Origin of the sequence: Micromonospora sp. NPDC005205, assembly GCF_040608275.1 — a bacterium.
Lineage (GTDB): Bacteria > Actinomycetota > Actinomycetes > Mycobacteriales > Micromonosporaceae > Micromonospora.
On record NZ_JBEXHV010000008.1, the window covers coordinates 134,071 to 150,072 of the forward strand.

Genomic DNA, 16,002 nt, shown 5'->3' on the forward strand with positions numbered 1-16,002 from the left:
ACGATCGTCCGGACGGGCGGTGCTCCGTCACGTGACGCCGAGGGTTCGGCGTCGTCACGGCGTTAACCCCTCGCGCGCAGGGTCACGGCGCGTCAACCCATCGCGCGCAGGCGGCCGGAGAGGTCGCCGGCGAAGAAGTCGAGAAAGCCGTCCGGGTCGGGGCCGGCGTTCTGCAGGACGATGTGGTCGAAGCCGGCCTCGACGTACGACCGGACCTTGGTGACGTGGGGTTCCGGGTCCGGGCCGATGGCGAAGAGCTGCCGGATGTGCTTCTCCTCGACGTACGCGCTGGCCGCGTCGAAGTTGACCGGGTTCGGCAGTTCGCTCATCACCTTCCAACCGGTGACCATCCATCGGCTCGTCTGCAACACCGCCTGCACCGCCCGTTGCTCGTCGGTGGCCCAGGCCAGTGGCACCTCGGCGTAGCGCGGGCCCGAACCCTTGGCGCGTCGGTAGTGTTCGACGATCGACGCGTCCGGCTCGGTGGCGAACAGGCCGTCGCCCAACTCGGCGGCGAGCCGCGCCGACACCTCGCCGCTGGCCGCCACCGCGATCACGGGCAGGGTGTCCGGCAGATCGAAGATGCGGGCGTCCTCCAGGTGCAGGTGCCGGCCCTCGTACGACTGGTAGCCGCCCTGCCAGAGCAGCCGGATGATCTCCAGCGCCTCGCGTAGTCGCTCGTGTCGCCCTCGAACGCTGGGGAAGCCCTGCCCGACCACGTGCTCGTTGAGCCGCTCGCCGGCGCCCACTCCGAGGGTGAACCGACCGTCGGAGATCAGCGCCATGGTCGCTGCGGCCTGCGCGATGATCGCCGGGTGGTAGCGGACGGTCGGGCAGGTGACCCCGGTGGCCAGGCGCAGGGTGCTGGTCCTGGCCGCGATGGCGCCGAGCACGCTCCAGGTGAAGGACGAGTGCCCCTGCGCGTCCAGCCACGGGTGGAAGTGGTCGCTCATCTCGACGAAGTCGAAGCCCGCCCGTTCGGCAAGGACGGCCTGGCGGATGATCTCCTGCGGGCCGTACCCCTCTGCGGCCAGCTTGTAGCCGATCTGCATGCCCACACTCCCGATCCCGTTCGCCGACTGAGGCATCGGCCGTTCCCGGCCCCGGCGTGGACAAACGCCGCAGGACTGCAAACCAGCCTCCTAGGATGCCTTAGGCGGCGTGCGGTGGCCGACCGCAAGCACCAAGCACCGGCCTCCAGCCACCGCACGCCGTCAGCGCACCAGCAGATCGATGACGCCCGTCAGGTCCTCCTCACCACCTCCCTCCGCCAGGCGGCGGCGCATCAGGTCGAAGTAGGGGCGGAGCAGTTCGGGGCTGACGCCCTGCTGCTCGGCGGTGCGCAGAAAGGTCGGCGTGCCCGCCACCTGCATGGCGAGAGGGGAGACGACTCCGTCGGTGTAGTTCCCGCTGCGCAGTTGGTCGGCGGTCTGCCGAACCGTCGGGATCATCGCGACGAGCCAGTCGGCGAGCAGTGGGGCGAGCGCCGTCGGGTCGATGTCCTCCCGACGGATCAGGGCGAAGGCGTGCGCGGTCCCGGCGAACATCCCGTACATGGCGCTGAGGAGAGCCACGTCGTGCAGGGCCGCGAAGCCCGCGTCCTCGCCCACGTAGGTGGTGCCGACCGGGACGCCCAGCGTCGTGCGGTGTCGTTCGAAGAGCGCTCGCGAGCCGCTGTAGAAGACGTAGCCGCCGGCCTCCGGAACGCCAACCATCGGCGGGACGGCCATGATGCCACCGTCCAGGTAACGCGCGCCGTGTCGGCGTGCCCAGGCCGCGCGGGCGCGGGCCTGGGCCGGGGTGCTGGTGGTCAGGTTGACCAGATCCCGGCCGGTCAGGTCCACACCGGCCAGCACCTCCTCGACCGAGCTGTCGTCCAGCAGGCACACGACGACCAGGGTGCTCGCCGCGACCGCCTGAGCAGCGCTGTCCGCGACCCTTGCCCCTTCGGGCGCGAGCGCGGCGGCGCGGGCCGGTGTGCGGTTCCAGACGGTGAGCGGGTGGCCGGCGGCAAGCCAGGCGCGGGCCAGTGCGGTACCCATCGCGCCGAGTCCCAGCATCGTGACGGACGGCTTCTCCACAGTGTTCGGTTCCATGCCGATTAGGCTGGTCATCGCCCACCAGGTGATCAAGTACGCACTTCGGAGTGCGTGGTTACCCGGGGGTGAGCGAGCAGGTCGGAGGGGTGGGCATGGCGACGGTGAACCGGCCGGGCACCGCGGACGGACACGCCTGCGGTATCGACACCGCGATGGAGGTGATCGGCGGCAAGTGGAAGGTGCTGATCCTCTGGGCGCTTCACGAGCACCCCCTACGTCGCTTCGGCGAGCTGCGTCGACTGCTTCCGGGGGTCACCGAGAAGGTGCTGGCCTCCCACCTGCGGGAGATGGAGGCGGACGGCATCGTACGCCGCGTCTCCCACGACGAGGTGCCGCCCCGCGTCGAGTACTCGTTGACCGAAGACGGCACGCGCCTCAACGACGCCCTCGAGCCGCTGGCCGCCTGGGGACGCGACCGGTCGACCGTTCGACGGTCGGGGGAGGAGTCGGGCTAGTGCTCCGGTGCGACCTCGCCGAAAACTGCACCGGCCCGCGCCCCACTGCGGGGGCACGGGCCGGACTACGTCTGTTGCCTACTTGGAAGGCTCGGGCAGCTTGCAGTCGACCTTCGGGTTGGCGCCGATGTAGTTCAACGGCCCGGCCACGATGGTGACCAGGATGGTGCCGGCCTCGGCGCAGTTGGTGTCGTCGCCGCTGTAGTAACCGCGCTGGCCACCGGCGATGGCGCCGATCACCAACCAGATCACGACGATGACTCCGAGAATCGAGGTGCCGCGCATCGCTGCCTCCTGAGGTATGTGGTGGATCTGAGGTGCAGCCGTTGTACCCAATCAGGTCGCGCGGCTAACGGTTGCGCGCTAGGACCCCCGCCGGATCCCCCATCCGGCCGATGCCGTCCGCCGTTGTGTACCGCCCGGGCATCCGCCGCCCGCACCGGGTAGCGCCTGTCGGCTATCGGATCGGCGACCGACCTCGCCGTCATCCGGGTGAGTGGACGTAGAACTGCCTCACGGCCCCGCCGAGGAGGACTCATGGACGCCCCGACACCGCCCCTCTACATCGACCGCCCCGAAGACGTCGCGGTCGCGGCCCGCGCGCTTGCTGGCGGCGCGATCGTCGCGGCGGCGTTCGCCAACTTCTACGCCATCGTGACGCGCCCCGACGCGGCCACCGTACGCCGGGTCAACCTGGCCAAGGGTCGACCGGCCCACCAGGTCGGCAGCATCACCACGGTGATCGGCCGGATCCCCGGGATGTTCGACTGGACGCGGATCTCGCCGCGGTTGCCGGTCGGTCGGGTGCGGGCGCTGATGGACGCCCTCTACGGGGCCGGGCCGTTCGGCTTCCGTGGGCCGGCCGCCGACCGGCTCCCCGACCATTTCACGCAGATCGACCAGGGGATGAGGACCACCCAGGTGATCGCACCAGGGCTGACCTGCCCCTCCAACGCCTTCTTCGAGCGGGCGCTCGCCGAGACCGGGACGGATCACCTCTACATCACCTCGGCGAACCGCTCCCGGCATCTCACCGGCGCGGCGGAGGAACCGGCGCACTGGAAGGCGGGCGCCCTCGCCGCCGACTTCGCCCACCTCGACGATCTGGTGGTGCTGGTCCACCGGGACGAGGCAGCCGCCCGCGCCGCGTACCCGGGCTACCTCACCACCTCGGTCACCCTGCTCTCGTTCCACGCGCCGGAGGGTGACCTCGAAGAACCGCCGGTGCTCACCGTGGACCGGCACGGATCGCTGCACGTGGACGATGTCCGCCGCGCCGCCGCGCCGCTCGGCCTGCAGGTGCGCCTGGCCGGAGGTGCCCGGGAACGACTGCAGGTCCGGGGGTACGCCGGGGCGCTGGTGTAGCTGGCGGGCGGCTCAGTGCGGCGGTGACGGGGCCTCCGGCGGCTTGCCGCGGCTACGCCGGAAGTCCGCGTAGGCAACGCCGACCAGGACCAGCAGCCCACCGAGGGAGGCGAACACCGGCGGCAGGTACAGCAGGCCGGGGGCGATGGTCAGCAGCGCCAGCACCCCGCCGGGTCGGGACCACGACACCCGGCTGAAGACCTCGTACTCGAACGAGGCCCGGCCGGCCAGGAACAGCGCCGGGCCGCCGAGGATCACCGCCAGCCAGGCCGGCGGTGTCCGTCCGGTCGGCTCGTGCAGCACCAGGTGGAAGCCGGCCGCCGTGGTGACCACGCCGGAAATCATCAACAGATGGGTGTACGGCGCGCTGAACAGGAACTTGCTGGGCGACTCCGCCGCCTTGATGGCGGTCGGCAGCAGCTCGCCGGACTTGTGCACGTAGATCCGCCAGAGCAGCAGCGTGGTCAGGAACGCCACAGCGAAGGCCCCGATGTTCTCGGCCTCGGTGTGCTCCATGCTGAACATGGTGCCGATAGTCAGGATGGCGTCGCCGAGCGCGATGATGAAGAACTGCTGGTAGCGCTCGGAGAGATGCTCCGCGGTGACGTTGCGCTGCTTCTCGGGCACCACCCCGAGACCCGGCACCGGGTACGCGAGTCGGAAGCCGAGGTAGTCGATGGCGAGCGCGATGGCCCAGCACACGATCCGGGCGTCTCCGCTGACGAATGCGCCGATGAGCCACGGGATCGCCGACACCACGAACCAGACGAAGATGCGGGCGGCCCGACGCTGGGTCTGTGGTTCGCGGCGTACCGCCGGCATCAGGAACAGCCCACGCCCCAGGTGGATCGCCACGTAGGTGCCGCCGAAGACGAGCCCTCGGTTGTTGAACGCCTCCGGGATCGCCGTGGTCATCAGCAGCGCGCCGAACATGACGGCGCTGATCAGCAGCTTGATCTCGGTGCGTTCCGGGTCGTACAGGTCGGTGACCAGCGTGGTGATCGCCCAGGTCCACCAGACGGCGGCCAGCATGATCAGTGCCTCGGCGGCCCGGTGCCAGTCGAGTCGTTCGGCCAGTCCCCGCGAGATGAGCGCCAGGGCGACCACGTACACCAGGTCGAAGAAGAGTTCGAGGAGGGTGACCCGGCGCGGGCCCTCTGGATCGCGCACCGGCGGACCGATGGCCCGTGGCGATCCGGGCTCCGGCGCGGGGAGGTGCACGGGTTACTCCTGCGGAACCGCTCGACTCGATGGACCTGTCCGGCCCACCTTCACGGACGGTAACGAGCGGGGGAGCGCGGGAACCCGCGTTCACCCGCTCGTCCCCCAACCGGGTCGTGCCGGGCGGTCACCCCGCCTGCGGGGATGTCGACGGCTTTTCGCCGCCGCGCGGGGCGGCGAGGGCGTCGACCAGGCGGCGGGCCGAGCCGGCCAGGTTCCATCGTTGGGCGAGCTCGAGCAGCCGGTCCGGGTCGGCCGGCGCGCTCGGCAGCGCGGTGGGCAGCTCCGGCAGGGGCACGTCCAGGGCGACCCGGACCACCGTCGGCGCGACGCCCAGGTAGTCGCGGGCCGCGACCAGCTTGGCGCGCAGGCCCGGTGCGAAGGACGAGTCGGAGTCGTCGAGCGCGGCCAGGATGCCGGCGATGCTGCCGTACCGCTCGATCAGCCGGGCGGCGGTCTTGTCGCCGACGCCGGCCACCCCGGGCAACCCGTCACTCGGGTCGCCGCGCAGCGCGGCGAAGTCGGCGTACCGGTCGGCGGGCACGCCGTAGCGGGCCCGCACGGCGGCGTCGTCGCAGTCGTCGAGCTTGGCGACGCCGCGCCCGACGTAGAGCAGTCGGACCGGTCGGGCGTCGTCGACGAGTTGGAACAGGTCGCGGTCGCCGGAGACCACCTCGATCGGGCCGGGCTGGGTCACCGAGAGGGTGCCGAGCACGTCGTCCGCCTCGTAGCCGGTCGCGCCGACAGCGGTGATGCCCACCGCGGTCAGCACCTCCAGGATCATCGGCACCTGCGGGGAGAGGGTGTCCGGAACGATCTCGCCGCCCTGCGGGGCGACCCGGTGCGCCTTGTACGACGGCAGCAGGTCGACCCGCCAGGCCGGGCGCCAGTCGTAGTCCAGTGCGCAGATCATCCGATCGGCGCCCCGCACCCGGATCAGGGTGGCGAGCATGTCGAGGAAGCCGCGCACCGCGTTGACCGGGGTGCCGTCCTCGGCCCTGGCGGCGGACTCCGGGATGCCGAAGTAGGCCCGGAAGTAGAGGCTGGCTGAGTCGATCAGCAGGATCGGGGGTCGGTGTGCCACGCCGGACAGCCTGGCACAACCGTCCGACGATCTGGGGTACGCCCGGCCGCTGGTGGTGGTGTCAGCGTCGCTCGTCGGGCTGGTAGACGGTGTCCCGGCGGGCCAGGTGCTGCACGACGTAGCTGGTCACCAGCAGCAGGATCGCGACCACCACCTCGACCCAGGCCGCGATGCCGTCGGCGACGGTGACGCCGATGACGAGCAGGACCAGGCCGACGAGCGCGAGGACTCCGGCCCACAGTTGGCGGCGACGGCGGGTCGCCGCCCGGTTCGTCTGGTTCCCTGCCACGTCGGTCCTCCCGGTCAGGTCGCCCGCACGGGCACCCCGATCCCAGGCTAGGGCCGTGGGGACGCGCCGGGCCGGCAAACGACGGTGCGGGCTGTTACGCGGACGGGGCCCAGGACGGTGCGCGCGGTCAGGGGCAGTGCGACCGCGCGCACCGCCGACCCGACCGTGCTGGTCGTGCCGGCGGCCCGCCAGCGCCAGAACACCCGGCCCGTTCGTCGACGTGCGCGTCGCCGTCCCCCGTTCGCCGAGCCAGTCCGTTCCAACCTGAAACGGACTATAGTCGGAACGGGGTAACGGAGGTAGCGGGTGCGGCGAGAAGATCTTGCCGATGCGGACTGCGGCATCGCGCAGGCGCTCGGCGTACTGGGGGACTGGTGGACGTTCCTCATCGTGCGTGACGTCGCTGGCGGGACGACCCGTTTCGACGCGCTGCAACGGGAGCTGGGCGTCAGCCGACGCGCGCTGACCGAACGCCTCGGCGCGCTGGTCGAGCACGGCGTGTTGGAGCGCCGGCCGTACTCACGACACCCACCGCGGTACGACTACCTGCTCACCCGGAAGGGCGAGGGGCTGTTGCCGGTGCTGATCGCGTTGCAGGACTGGGGAACGAGGCATCTGATGGGTGACGGTGACGTGACCGCCACGGCCGACGCCGACTCGGCCGAGGCGCGCCGGGTGCGCGACCTGGTGGGTCGGCGGTTGCCCGACGTCGTCCTGCCCGCCGCTGACGGGCATCCGGTGGCGGTGACCGCGACGGACGGGTGGACGGTCCTCTACCTGTTCCCCGGGGCGTACGCGCCGGGGATGCATGGCCATCCGCCCGGCTGGGCGGAGATTCCCGGCGCCCGGGGTTGCACACTGGAGTCGACCACCTACGCCAAGCGTCATCCGGACTTCGTGACCGCCGGTGTCCGGGTGTACGGGATCAGCACCCAGCGGCCCGACCAGCTCGCCGACTTCGCCGCGTACGCCGAACTGCCCTTCCCGTTGCTGTCCGACCAGGACGGGCGGCTCGGAGCGGGGCTGCTGCTGCCGGTGTTCCGCGCGGGCGGGGTGACCCGGTTCAAGCGGCTGACCCTGTTGGTCGACCCGACGGCGGTGGTGCGGGCCGTGCAGTTCCCGGTCACCGACCCGGCCGGCTCGGTGCAGGAGATGCTCGACCTGGTCGCTGAGCACGCCGGGGCCCCCGGCTGACGCCTACGCGCCGACCGGGGGCCCTGCGAGCCAGGCTGGTCCGGGGAGAGCCTGTGCGCGCGGTGTCAGGCCGGGAGCGTCCAGCGCTGGTTGGCGCCGGCGAAGCAGTCCCAGATCTGCAGCCGGGCGCCGTCGGCGGAGGTGTTGTCGGTGACGTCGAGGCACTTGTTCGACTGCGGGTTGCGCAGCGTCCCGTTGGACTGCGCCTGCCAGACCTGGGCGCCGCTGCCGTTGCAGTCCCAGAGCTGGACCTTCGCGCCGTTGGCGGTGGAGCCGCTGGTGATGTCGGCGCACTTGCCGAGGGCGCGCAGCGTGCTGTCGCTGGCGACCGTCCAGGTCTGCGCGTTGGTGCCGTTGCAGGTCCAGATCTGGATGGCGGCTCCGTTGGCGGTGCTGGCCGAGGCCACGTCGACGCACTTGCCACCGATGCCGGTGATCCGGCCGGTGCGTCCGGTCGGCGGCGGGGTGGTGCCGCCCATGATGGTGTCGTACATGGCGCTCAGCAGTGAGGTCGAGCCGCTGGTGTCCTGCGACAGCTCCCAGTTCATCACGCCGCCGGCGTTCGCGAGGGCCCACTGCGTCTTGCGCTTCACTGTCGGAATGCCGTTCCAGCACTGCTGGGACCCGTTGATGGTGGCGCAGTCCCGGTTGGCGTTCGCCGGGTCGAGCCCGACCAGGTACGAGTAGTTGTAGTAGACGGGGCGGCTGTAGAACGGGATGCCGAGGACGGCCTTGCTGGCCGGCAGGCCGCGGGCCTTCCATCCGTTGATGGCGTTGATCGACCAGTCGTAGTTGGCGTGCGGGCTGCCGCCGTCGTAGGCCATGATGTTGAGCCAGTCGACCTGGTTGAACACGGCCGTCTGGACGCCCTGGACGCTGCCGCCCTCGCTGACCACGGCGGCGGTGAGCAGCTTGCCGCGGCTGTGCAGGGCGCTGCCGAGTTGCGTCATGAGCGCCGTGTAGTTGTTGGCCGAGGCGCCCGGGTCGGGGTACTCCCAGTCCATGTCGACGCCGTCGAGGTTGTACTGGTTGACGAAGTTGATCAGGTTGTTGACGAAGTTCGTGCGGCTGGTGGTGTTGGCGGCGAGCGCCTCGAAGGCGGAGTCGTTGCCGTCGTTCCAGCCGCCGACGGCGATGGAGACCTTGACGTTGTTGGCGTGCCCCTGCGAGACCAGCGAGGAGAGCCGGGCCCCGTCCACCCCTTGCAGGGTGCCGTTGCTGTTGGGCAGGACGAAGGCGTAGTTGATGTGGGTGAGCTTGTTGTACTGGATCGTGTTGATGTTGCCGGCCCAGGAGGGCATGTAGCCGACGCTCTTGAAGTTGTTCGGCAGCACCACTGCCTGCGCGGCGGTGGGAATGACGGTGAGGGTGGCGCCGGCGGTAGCCAGCGCGAGCAGGCCGGCGGCAAGGACGCGGCGCAGTGGTGAGGACATCGGGGGCCTTCCCGTGGGCGGGGGACGACACCCGCCCGCGCAGGGTTGTCGCGGGCGGGCGGTGCGGGGACGCAGGGACGGGTGGGCCTCGAGGCAGCCAAATCTTAAAGAGTGTTAACTGTCTGAGTCAATCAACACCTATGGATTTCCGGTCATCCGGTGCAGATAGGGGGTTTGCCCAAACGACCGTTAAGCTGGCGGGGTGGGAATCGACGAGCTGTATCCGCCGGATCGGTTGACCGCCGCGCAGCGAGCGACGGCCGCCGCCGGCCTGGACGCACTGCTGCTCACACCCGGCTCCGACCTGCGGTACCTGACCGGGTACGACGCCCACGCGGGGGAGCGGCTGACCTGCCTGGTGCTGCCCGCCGACGGTGAGCCGACGCTGATCGTGCCGAGATTGGAACGTCCCGCGGCGGAGGCCGCCCCGAACACCGGCGTCCGCATCGTCGACCACGTCGACGGCACCGACCCGTACCCCCTGGTCGTCGCCGCCCTCGACGGCCCGGTCGCGGCGGTCGGGCTCGCCGACCGGATGTGGGCCGAGCAGGTTCTCGGCCTGCGCGCGGCGCTGCCCGACGCCGCGCAACGGCTCGCCGGGGAGGTTCTGCGCGAGTTGCGGATCCGCAAGTCCCCGGCGGAGATCGCGGCGCTCGCCGAGGCCGGCGCGGCGATCGACGAGGTGCACCTGCGGATGGGCGAGTGGTTGCGCCCCGGTCGCACCGAGGTCGAGGTCGCCACCGACATCGCCGCGGCGATCCGCGCCGCCGGACACGTCACTGTCGACTTCGTCATCGTGGCGGCCGGACCCAACGGGGCCAGCCCGCACCACGGCACCTCCGACCGGCCGATCGGCGTCGGCGAGCCGGTGGTGGTCGACATCGGCGGCACGATGGCGTCGGGCTACCGCTCGGACTGCACCCGCACCTACCTGGCGGGCGGGTCGGCACCGGCCGACTTCCTGGACTACTATGCCGTGCTGCGCGACGCCCAACGCGCCGCGGTCGAGGCGGTGCGGCCCGGGATCACCGCCGCGGCGGCCGACGCCGAGGCCCGCGCGCCGATCGCCGCCGCCGGCTTCGGTCCCGCGTTCCTGCACCGCACCGGTCACGGCATCGGTCTGGACGGGCACGAGGAGCCGTACCTGGTGGCCGGCAACGACCGACCCCTCGACGCCGGCATGGCGTTCTCCATCGAACCGGGCATCTACCTGGCGGGCCGGCACGGCGCCCGCATCGAGGACATCGTCGTCTGCACAACGGACGGCGTGCAACGGCTCAACACCACCCCCACGGAGCTCATCGCGCTATGACTGTCGACCGGATCCTCCCCACCGACGAGGCCCACGACCTGCTGGGTCTCGCCACCGAGCTCGCCGACGGGGAGCTCGCGCCGAAGGCCGCGGCCTTCGAGGAACGCGCCGAGTTCCCCCGCGAGGTGCTGCGCACGCTGGGCCGCGCCGGCCTGCTCGGCCTGCCCTACCCCGAGGAGTACGGCGGCGCGGCCCAGCCGTACGAGGTGTACCTGCAGGTCCTGGAGATCCTGGCCAGCCGCTGGCTCGCTGTCGCCGAGGCGGTCAGCGTGCACACCCTGTCCTGCTACCCGGTGGCGGCGTTCGGCAGCGACGAGCAGCGCAAGCTGCTGCCGGACATGCTCGGCGGCGAGTTGCTGGGCGCGTACTGCCTCTCCGAGCCGCAGGGTGGCTCGGACGCGGCGGCGCTGACCACCCGGGCGGATCGCGACGGTGACGCGTACCTGGTCTCCGGCACCAAGGCGTGGATCACCCACGCACGCACCGCCGATTTCTACAACGTCTTCTGCCGCACCGGCGGGCCCGGTCCGAAGGGGATCTCCTGTCTGCTCGCCGACGCGGGCACGGCCGGCATCACCCCGCAGGCGGCCGAGCGGACGATGGGGCTGCGCGCCTCCCCGGTCGCGCAGATCGCCTTCGACGAGGCCCGGGTGCCGGCCGACCGGTTGATCGGCGGCGAGGGGTTAGGCTTCACCATCGCGATGTCCGCGCTGGACTCCGGCCGGCTGGGCATCGCGGCGTGCGCGGTCGGGCTGGCCCAGGCCGCCCTGGACTACGCGGTCTCCTACGCCCGGGAGCGGCAGCAGTTCGGGCGTTCCATCATCGACTTCCAGGGGCTGGGGTTCCTGCTCGCCGACGCGGCCACCCAGATCTCCGCTGCCCGCGCGCTGACCCTGGCGGCGGCCCGGCTGCGTGACGCCGGCCGGCCGTACGCCATCGAGGCGGCCAAGGCGAAGCTGTTCGCCACCGATATGGCGATGCGGGTGACCACTGACGCGGTGCAGGTGCTCGGCGGTGCGGGTTACGTGGCCGACCACCCGGTGGAGCGGTACATGCGTGAGGCGAAGGTGTTGCAGATCGTCGAGGGCACCAACCAGATCCAGCGGATGGTGATCTCCCGGGCACTCGCCAAGAGCTGACAACGGTACGTGGTGGTGGGGCTGCGGTGGGTGCGTCACGGCCCACCGCGGTCCGCCACTCGGGTACCTCGTCGCCGTGCGACGGTTTTCCCGGTAGGTTGCACGCCGTGGAGGAGATCGACCGCGCTATCGTCGCCGCGCTGACCGCCGACGGCCGTCTGTCGTACACCGACCTGGCCGAGCGGGTGGGGCTGTCGGTGTCCGCCGTGCACCAGCGGGTCCGTCGGCTGGAGCAGCGTGGGGTGATCAAGGGGTACGCCGCCCGGGTGTCGTTCGAGGCGCTGGACCTGCCGCTCACCGCGTTCGTGGCGATCCGGCCGTTCGATCCGTCGCAGCCGGACGACGCCCCGGAGCGGCTGGCCCACCTGCCGGAGATCGACTCCTGCTACTCGGTGGCGGGGGAGGACTTCTACCTGCTGCTGGTGCGGGTGGCCAGCCCCACAGACCTGGAGCGGGTGCTGCAGGAGATCCGCACCTCGGCGAACGTCACGACCCGGACGACAGTGGTGTTGTCCACGCCGTACGAGAACCGGCCGCCGAAGATCAGCTCTGCGGCACCGAGTCGGTCGCGGTCCCGGGTGCCGGAGGAGCCGGCTGGTTCCACCGCAGGATGACCTGCCGGCCGTGTTCGTGACCGAGCGCGCTGACAGTGGCGGTGTCCAGGCGTAGCCGCCCACCGGCGGACGGGGGCAGGCCGATCCAGCGGGCACCGAGCACCCGCAGGCTGTGCGCGTGCCCGACCAGCGCCACGGTGCCGCGGTCGAGTAGCGGGGTGACGCGGGCCAGCACCCGGTCGAGCCGTTCGCCCACCTCTGCGGGGGACTCCCCGCCGGGGCAGCCGTCGGTCCAGATGTTCCAGTGCGGATCGTCGTCGTGGATGTCGACTGTGGTGCGACCTTCGTACTCGCCGTAGTTCCACTCGCTGAGGTTCTCGTCGACGGCGTCGACGGTGAGCCCGGCCAGCTGCGCGGTGCGCAGCGCCCGGGAGCGGGGGCTGGTCAGCACTGTGACGAAGCGCCGGCCGGCGAGGAAAGCCGCCAGGGTGCGGGCCTGTCGCTCGCCGTCGGGGGTCAGCTCCAGGTCGGTGTACGAGGTGTGCCGCAGGCTGGCGCTCCAGGTGGTCTCGCCGTGCCGGATCAGCAGGAGCTCTCCCATGCGGTCAGTTAACCATCGTGGGTCGGTGCCGACAGCCGACCTCCCACTACCTATCTTCCTAGGATGCTTTAGCGGGTGTACCGACCGACACTACCGGTTTCGGCACCCGGAGACCGGGCAAGCGAGCCAGGACAACCGCCAGACCGAGGAGGCGCGATGAGCTTCACCGAGAAGGCAAAGAACAAGGTTGAGCAGATGGCCGGCGCCGCGAGGGAGCGCGTCGGCGACATGACCGACAACGAGCGGATGCGTGGCGAGGGCGCCAGCCAGCAGAGCGACGCGCGCGCCAAGCAGGCCGGTCAGAACGTTAAGGACGCTGGCCGCAACGTGAAGGACTCCTTCACGAAGTGACCTGAGCGGTCCACGGGTCCCCGGGCGCACCGTCGCCCGGGGACCCGTCGCGCTGCGGTTCCTGTCTTGGCTCCCCTGCTCCGTCGATCATGGAGTTGTGGTGGGGGACCAAGCACCCTTGACTACCCAAACCCGGCACCACAACCCCATGATCGACGCTCCCAGGGCCTTCCCAGCCCTCACGCCTCGCCGATCTTGCACTTTCTGTTGCGGCATTTGGGGCATCCCGCTCAATCCGACGACCGTAAGTGCAAGATCGGCGAAGCAGCGGGCGCGGGCGGGGCAGTGAGGGTGGCTCGCGTTTGGGATGATCGGCGGCGTGATTCGGGGTCGGCTTCGTCCGTTGTGGTGTGGCGTACTCGCGGCGGTGGCCGTTGTCGGTGGTGCCGCGTGTACGGCGTCCCGGGTGCCGCCGCCGGACCGGCCCGTCTTCGTCGGGTCGTCGGCCTCGTCCACCCCGGCCGGTGCGCCGTCGGCCGGTGCCTCTTCGGCGGTGCCGTCGACGGGTGTTACTCCGGAGGTGCCGTCGGCCAGCGTCTCGTCGCCGCCGGTGGTGGTTGCCACGGTGCCGGGCGCGGCGCCCATCGGGACCAGGGCGCGGGTGGTGGATCACGGGCCGCGCACCGGTGCCAAGGTCGCGCTGACCTTCGACGCGGACATGACCGACGGGATGTTGGCCAGCCTGCGGGCCGGCCGGGTGAAGTCGTACGCGAACCTGCGCATCCTCGACCTGCTGGAGCGGGAGCAGGTGCCGGCGACGTTCTTCCTGACCGGCAAGTGGGTGCAGCGGTATCCGGACGTGACCCGGCGGATCGCCGGCAACCCGCGCTTCGAGTTGGCCAACCACACCTACGGGCACGCGGCGTTCACGGCGGACTGTTACGACCTGCCCCGGTTGCCGGTCGACGAGCTGGCCGGCGATGTGGCGAAGACGTTCGAGGTGATCGCGCCGTACGGCGGTCGGCAGACCCGGTACTTCCGGTTTCCCGGGTTGTGCCACGACGCGGCGGCGTTGGACGCGTTGGCGCCGCTGGGCGTGACTGTTGTCGACGGGGACGTGGTCAGTGGCGATCCGTTCGCGACGGCGTGGAAGCCGTTGGTGCGGGCGGTGTTGGACCACGTTCGCCCCGGCTCGGTGGTGATCATGCATGTGACCGAGGCGAACGCGGCGATGACCGATGAGGCGCTGCCGCACATTCTGGCGGGGTTGCGGGAGCGAGGGCTGGTTCCGGCACCGTTGTCCGAGGTGCTGGCCAGGGGCTGAGGCTCAGCTCTCCTGCACGTCGTCGACGGTCAGGACGATCTTTCCGCGGCGGGATCCGTGCTCGGCCGTGTGGTGCGCGTCGGCCGCCTTCTCAAGCGGGAAGGTCGCTTGGATTGGCACCCCGAAGCGGCCCTCGGTGAACAGTTCGGCTGCGGCGGGCAGGCCGTGGCGGCCGTCGGGTTCGCCGGCCAGTTGCCCCATGGACAGGCGGACGCCGTGGGTGGGCGCGGTGAAGTCCGCCAGGGTGAGCACCGCTGTCGGGTCGCCGGTGAGGTGGAGCAGTTCGGTCAGGGACCCGGCGCCGGCCACGTCGAGGGCGCGGTCGATCCGGGTCACGCCCAGGGCGTCGAGGCGGTTGGTGAGGTCGGGGCCGTAGGTGACCGGTGTCGTCCCGAGCTGGCGGAGGAAGTCGTGGTTGTCGGCGCGGGCGGTGCCGATGACATGGACTCCGCGGGCGGCGGCGAGTTGGACGGCGGTGCTGCCGACGCCACCGGCGGCGCCGTCGACGAGGAGCGTCATCCCGGGCCGTAGGTGCAGCAGATCGAGGGCCCGGGTGGCGGTCTCGATGCTGGTGCCCGCCGCGCCCGCCTGGGCCCACGGCATGGCGCTGGGTTTGTGCGCCCAGAGCTGTAGTACCGCGGACTGTGCGCTCGCGCCGCCGAGTCTGGCCAGCTCGACGATGCCGAAGACATGGTCGCCGAGGGTGACCCCGTCGACGTCGTCGCCGATCTCGTCGACGATGCCGGCCGCGTCGACGCCGGGGATGTGCGGCAACGGCAGTTGGGCGCTCATCGGGGTGCGGCCGGAGCGCAGGCCGATGTCGACGGGGGAGACACCGGCGGCTTGGACGCGGATGCGGATCTGGCCGGCCCGGGGCTGTGGCGCGTCGGTGCTGCCGAGGTGGAGTACCTCGGGACCGCCGAACCGGTCGTACTGCACGGCGAACATCAGGGGCTCCTCTGCCTGGTTGACGGGGTGGTAGTCGTACCGTAGGCGGGAAACGGAGCAGGCGTTCCGCTGCGGGGTCAAGTGAGAGGGTGGTTGGTCGGGGATGTCTCAGATGCAGCGTGCCGATGCCCGGTTCAACCGTGATCGGGTGGTGGCGGCGGCACGGGAGGCGTTCGCGTCGGCGGGGCTCGAGGTGCCCATGCGGGAGGTGGCGCGACGGGCGGGGGTGGGTGTGGCGACCCTGTACCGGCATTTTCCGACGCGTACGGAGTTGGTGGCGACGGTCCTGGCCGAGCGGGTGGACGACTGCGGTGTGCAGATGCGCCGCGCGCTCGACGATCCGGACCCGTGGCGGGCGCTGTCGGGGGTGGTGCGCGAGTTCGCTGAGCGGCAGATCCATGATCGGGCGCTCAACGAGGCGTTGTTGGGGCCGGGTGAGGTGGGTGCGGCGTTTCAGCGGGAGCGGCGGGAGCACGCGCAGGCGTTGAACGTGCTGGTGGTGCGGGCCCGGGCGGCGGGTGTGCTGCGCGAGGGCGTCGACGTGGACGACGTCCGCGCCGGCCTGCTGGCCATCGCGTCGCTACGGCGGTTGCCGGCGGCGACGAGTGCCCGGGTGATCGGTCGGGTCGCCGATCTGGTGCTAGCGGGTATCAGCGCCTGACTGGCTGCCGCACATCCTGGCCGATTTGCGAC

The 16,002-nt window shown here is 71.2% G+C and carries 18 protein-coding genes; 9 read left to right on the top strand and 9 right to left on the bottom strand.

Annotated features, from left to right (window positions below; translation table 11 throughout):
- Positions 1–92: 92 nt before the first annotated feature.
- Both ABZU43_RS16930 and ABZU43_RS16935 read right to left on the bottom strand, forming a co-directional pair.
- Positions 93–1,052, bottom strand: a complete 960-nt coding sequence (locus ABZU43_RS16930; protein WP_355007443.1) for a TIGR03557 family F420-dependent LLM class oxidoreductase — start codon at positions 1,050–1,052, stop codon at positions 93–95.
- A 162-nt stretch (positions 1,053–1,214) separates the two neighbouring features.
- Positions 1,215–2,096, bottom strand: coding sequence for an NAD(P)-binding domain-containing protein (locus ABZU43_RS16935; protein WP_355007444.1), 882 nt, complete (start codon positions 2,094–2,096; stop codon positions 1,215–1,217).
- A gap of 68 nt (positions 2,097–2,164) precedes the next feature.
- On the opposite strand from ABZU43_RS16935, the gene ABZU43_RS16940 reads away from it, so the two are divergent.
- Complete coding sequence (locus ABZU43_RS16940; RefSeq protein ID WP_355007445.1) at positions 2,165–2,554, top strand: helix-turn-helix domain-containing protein; 390 nt, start codon at positions 2,165–2,167, stop codon at positions 2,552–2,554.
- A 78-nt stretch (positions 2,555–2,632) separates the two neighbouring features.
- Here the strand turns inward: ABZU43_RS16940 and ABZU43_RS16945 are convergent, their stop codons facing one another.
- Positions 2,633–2,839: a hypothetical protein gene (locus ABZU43_RS16945; protein ID WP_007460667.1), complete on the bottom strand. Its 207-nt coding sequence runs from the start codon at positions 2,837–2,839 to the stop codon at positions 2,633–2,635.
- Between the two features lie 252 nt (positions 2,840–3,091).
- Between ABZU43_RS16945 and ABZU43_RS16950 the strand changes: the two genes are divergently transcribed.
- Positions 3,092–3,919 (top strand): hypothetical protein, encoded by an 828-nt coding sequence (locus ABZU43_RS16950; RefSeq protein ID WP_355007446.1) that lies wholly within the window; start codon positions 3,092–3,094, stop codon positions 3,917–3,919.
- 12 nt (positions 3,920–3,931) lie between these two features.
- Here ABZU43_RS16950 and ABZU43_RS16955 read toward each other — a convergent pair whose 3' ends face one another.
- The 3 genes from ABZU43_RS16955 to ABZU43_RS16965 form a co-directional block, all read right to left on the bottom strand.
- On the bottom strand, positions 3,932–5,089 hold the full coding sequence (locus ABZU43_RS16955; RefSeq protein ID WP_355007447.1) for a low temperature requirement protein A: 1,158 nt from the start codon (positions 5,087–5,089) through the stop codon (positions 3,932–3,934).
- A gap of 178 nt (positions 5,090–5,267) precedes the next feature.
- Entirely contained in the window at positions 5,268–6,224 is a 957-nt protein-coding gene (locus tag ABZU43_RS16960; RefSeq protein ID WP_355007448.1) for a 5'-3' exonuclease, read from the bottom strand.
- 61 nt (positions 6,225–6,285) lie between these two features.
- Positions 6,286–6,513, bottom strand: coding sequence for a hypothetical protein (locus tag ABZU43_RS16965; RefSeq protein ID WP_355007449.1), 228 nt, complete (start codon positions 6,511–6,513; stop codon positions 6,286–6,288).
- Between the two features lie 306 nt (positions 6,514–6,819).
- On the opposite strand from ABZU43_RS16965, the gene ABZU43_RS16970 reads away from it, so the two are divergent.
- Positions 6,820–7,707, top strand: coding sequence for a winged helix-turn-helix transcriptional regulator (locus ABZU43_RS16970; RefSeq protein WP_355007450.1), 888 nt, complete (start codon positions 6,820–6,822; stop codon positions 7,705–7,707).
- 65 nt (positions 7,708–7,772) lie between these two features.
- Here ABZU43_RS16970 and ABZU43_RS16975 read toward each other — a convergent pair whose 3' ends face one another.
- Positions 7,773–9,140 carry a glycosyl hydrolase family 18 protein gene (locus tag ABZU43_RS16975; RefSeq protein WP_355007451.1) on the bottom strand — a complete coding sequence of 456 codons (1,368 nt, stop codon included), beginning with the start codon at positions 9,138–9,140 and terminating at the stop codon, positions 7,773–7,775.
- A gap of 202 nt (positions 9,141–9,342) precedes the next feature.
- Here ABZU43_RS16975 and ABZU43_RS16980 point away from each other — a divergent pair, with 202 nt between their 5' ends.
- The 3 genes from ABZU43_RS16980 (at position 9,343) to ABZU43_RS16990 (ending at position 12,205) form a co-directional block, all read left to right on the top strand.
- On the top strand, positions 9,343–10,452 hold the full coding sequence (locus tag ABZU43_RS16980) for a Xaa-Pro peptidase family protein (RefSeq protein WP_355007452.1): 1,110 nt from the start codon (positions 9,343–9,345) through the stop codon (positions 10,450–10,452).
- Positions 10,449–11,591 carry an acyl-CoA dehydrogenase family protein gene (locus ABZU43_RS16985; protein ID WP_355007453.1) on the top strand — a complete coding sequence of 381 codons (1,143 nt, stop codon included), beginning with the start codon at positions 10,449–10,451 and terminating at the stop codon, positions 11,589–11,591. Before ABZU43_RS16980 ends, ABZU43_RS16985 begins: the two co-directional genes overlap by 4 nt.
- A 107-nt stretch (positions 11,592–11,698) precedes the next feature.
- Positions 11,699–12,205 (top strand): Lrp/AsnC family transcriptional regulator, encoded by a 507-nt coding sequence (locus ABZU43_RS16990; RefSeq protein ID WP_112732312.1) that lies wholly within the window; start codon positions 11,699–11,701, stop codon positions 12,203–12,205.
- Here ABZU43_RS16990 and ABZU43_RS16995 read toward each other — a convergent pair.
- Positions 12,135–12,746, bottom strand: coding sequence for a histidine phosphatase family protein (locus ABZU43_RS16995; RefSeq protein WP_355007454.1), 612 nt, complete (start codon positions 12,744–12,746; stop codon positions 12,135–12,137). The two genes, ABZU43_RS16990 and ABZU43_RS16995, sit on opposite strands and share 71 nt — an antisense overlap.
- A 156-nt stretch (positions 12,747–12,902) precedes the next feature.
- Here ABZU43_RS16995 and ABZU43_RS17000 point away from each other — a divergent pair, with 156 nt between their 5' ends.
- Positions 12,903–13,097: a CsbD family protein gene (locus ABZU43_RS17000; protein ID WP_088989634.1), complete on the top strand. Its 195-nt coding sequence runs from the start codon at positions 12,903–12,905 to the stop codon at positions 13,095–13,097.
- 319 nt (positions 13,098–13,416) lie between these two features.
- A complete protein-coding gene (locus ABZU43_RS17005; RefSeq protein ID WP_355007455.1) occupies positions 13,417–14,361 on the top strand; it encodes a polysaccharide deacetylase family protein in 945 nt (314 codons plus the stop codon).
- 3 nt (positions 14,362–14,364) lie between these two features.
- On the opposite strand, the gene ABZU43_RS17010 is transcribed toward ABZU43_RS17005, so the two are convergent.
- Complete coding sequence (locus tag ABZU43_RS17010; RefSeq protein ID WP_355007456.1) at positions 14,365–15,309, bottom strand: NADP-dependent oxidoreductase; 945 nt, start codon at positions 15,307–15,309, stop codon at positions 14,365–14,367.
- A 112-nt stretch (positions 15,310–15,421) separates the two neighbouring features.
- On the opposite strand from ABZU43_RS17010, the gene ABZU43_RS17015 reads away from it, so the two are divergent.
- Positions 15,422–15,970: a helix-turn-helix domain-containing protein gene (locus ABZU43_RS17015; protein ID WP_355007457.1), complete on the top strand. Its 549-nt coding sequence runs from the start codon at positions 15,422–15,424 to the stop codon at positions 15,968–15,970.
- Positions 15,971–16,002 lie beyond the last annotated feature (32 nt).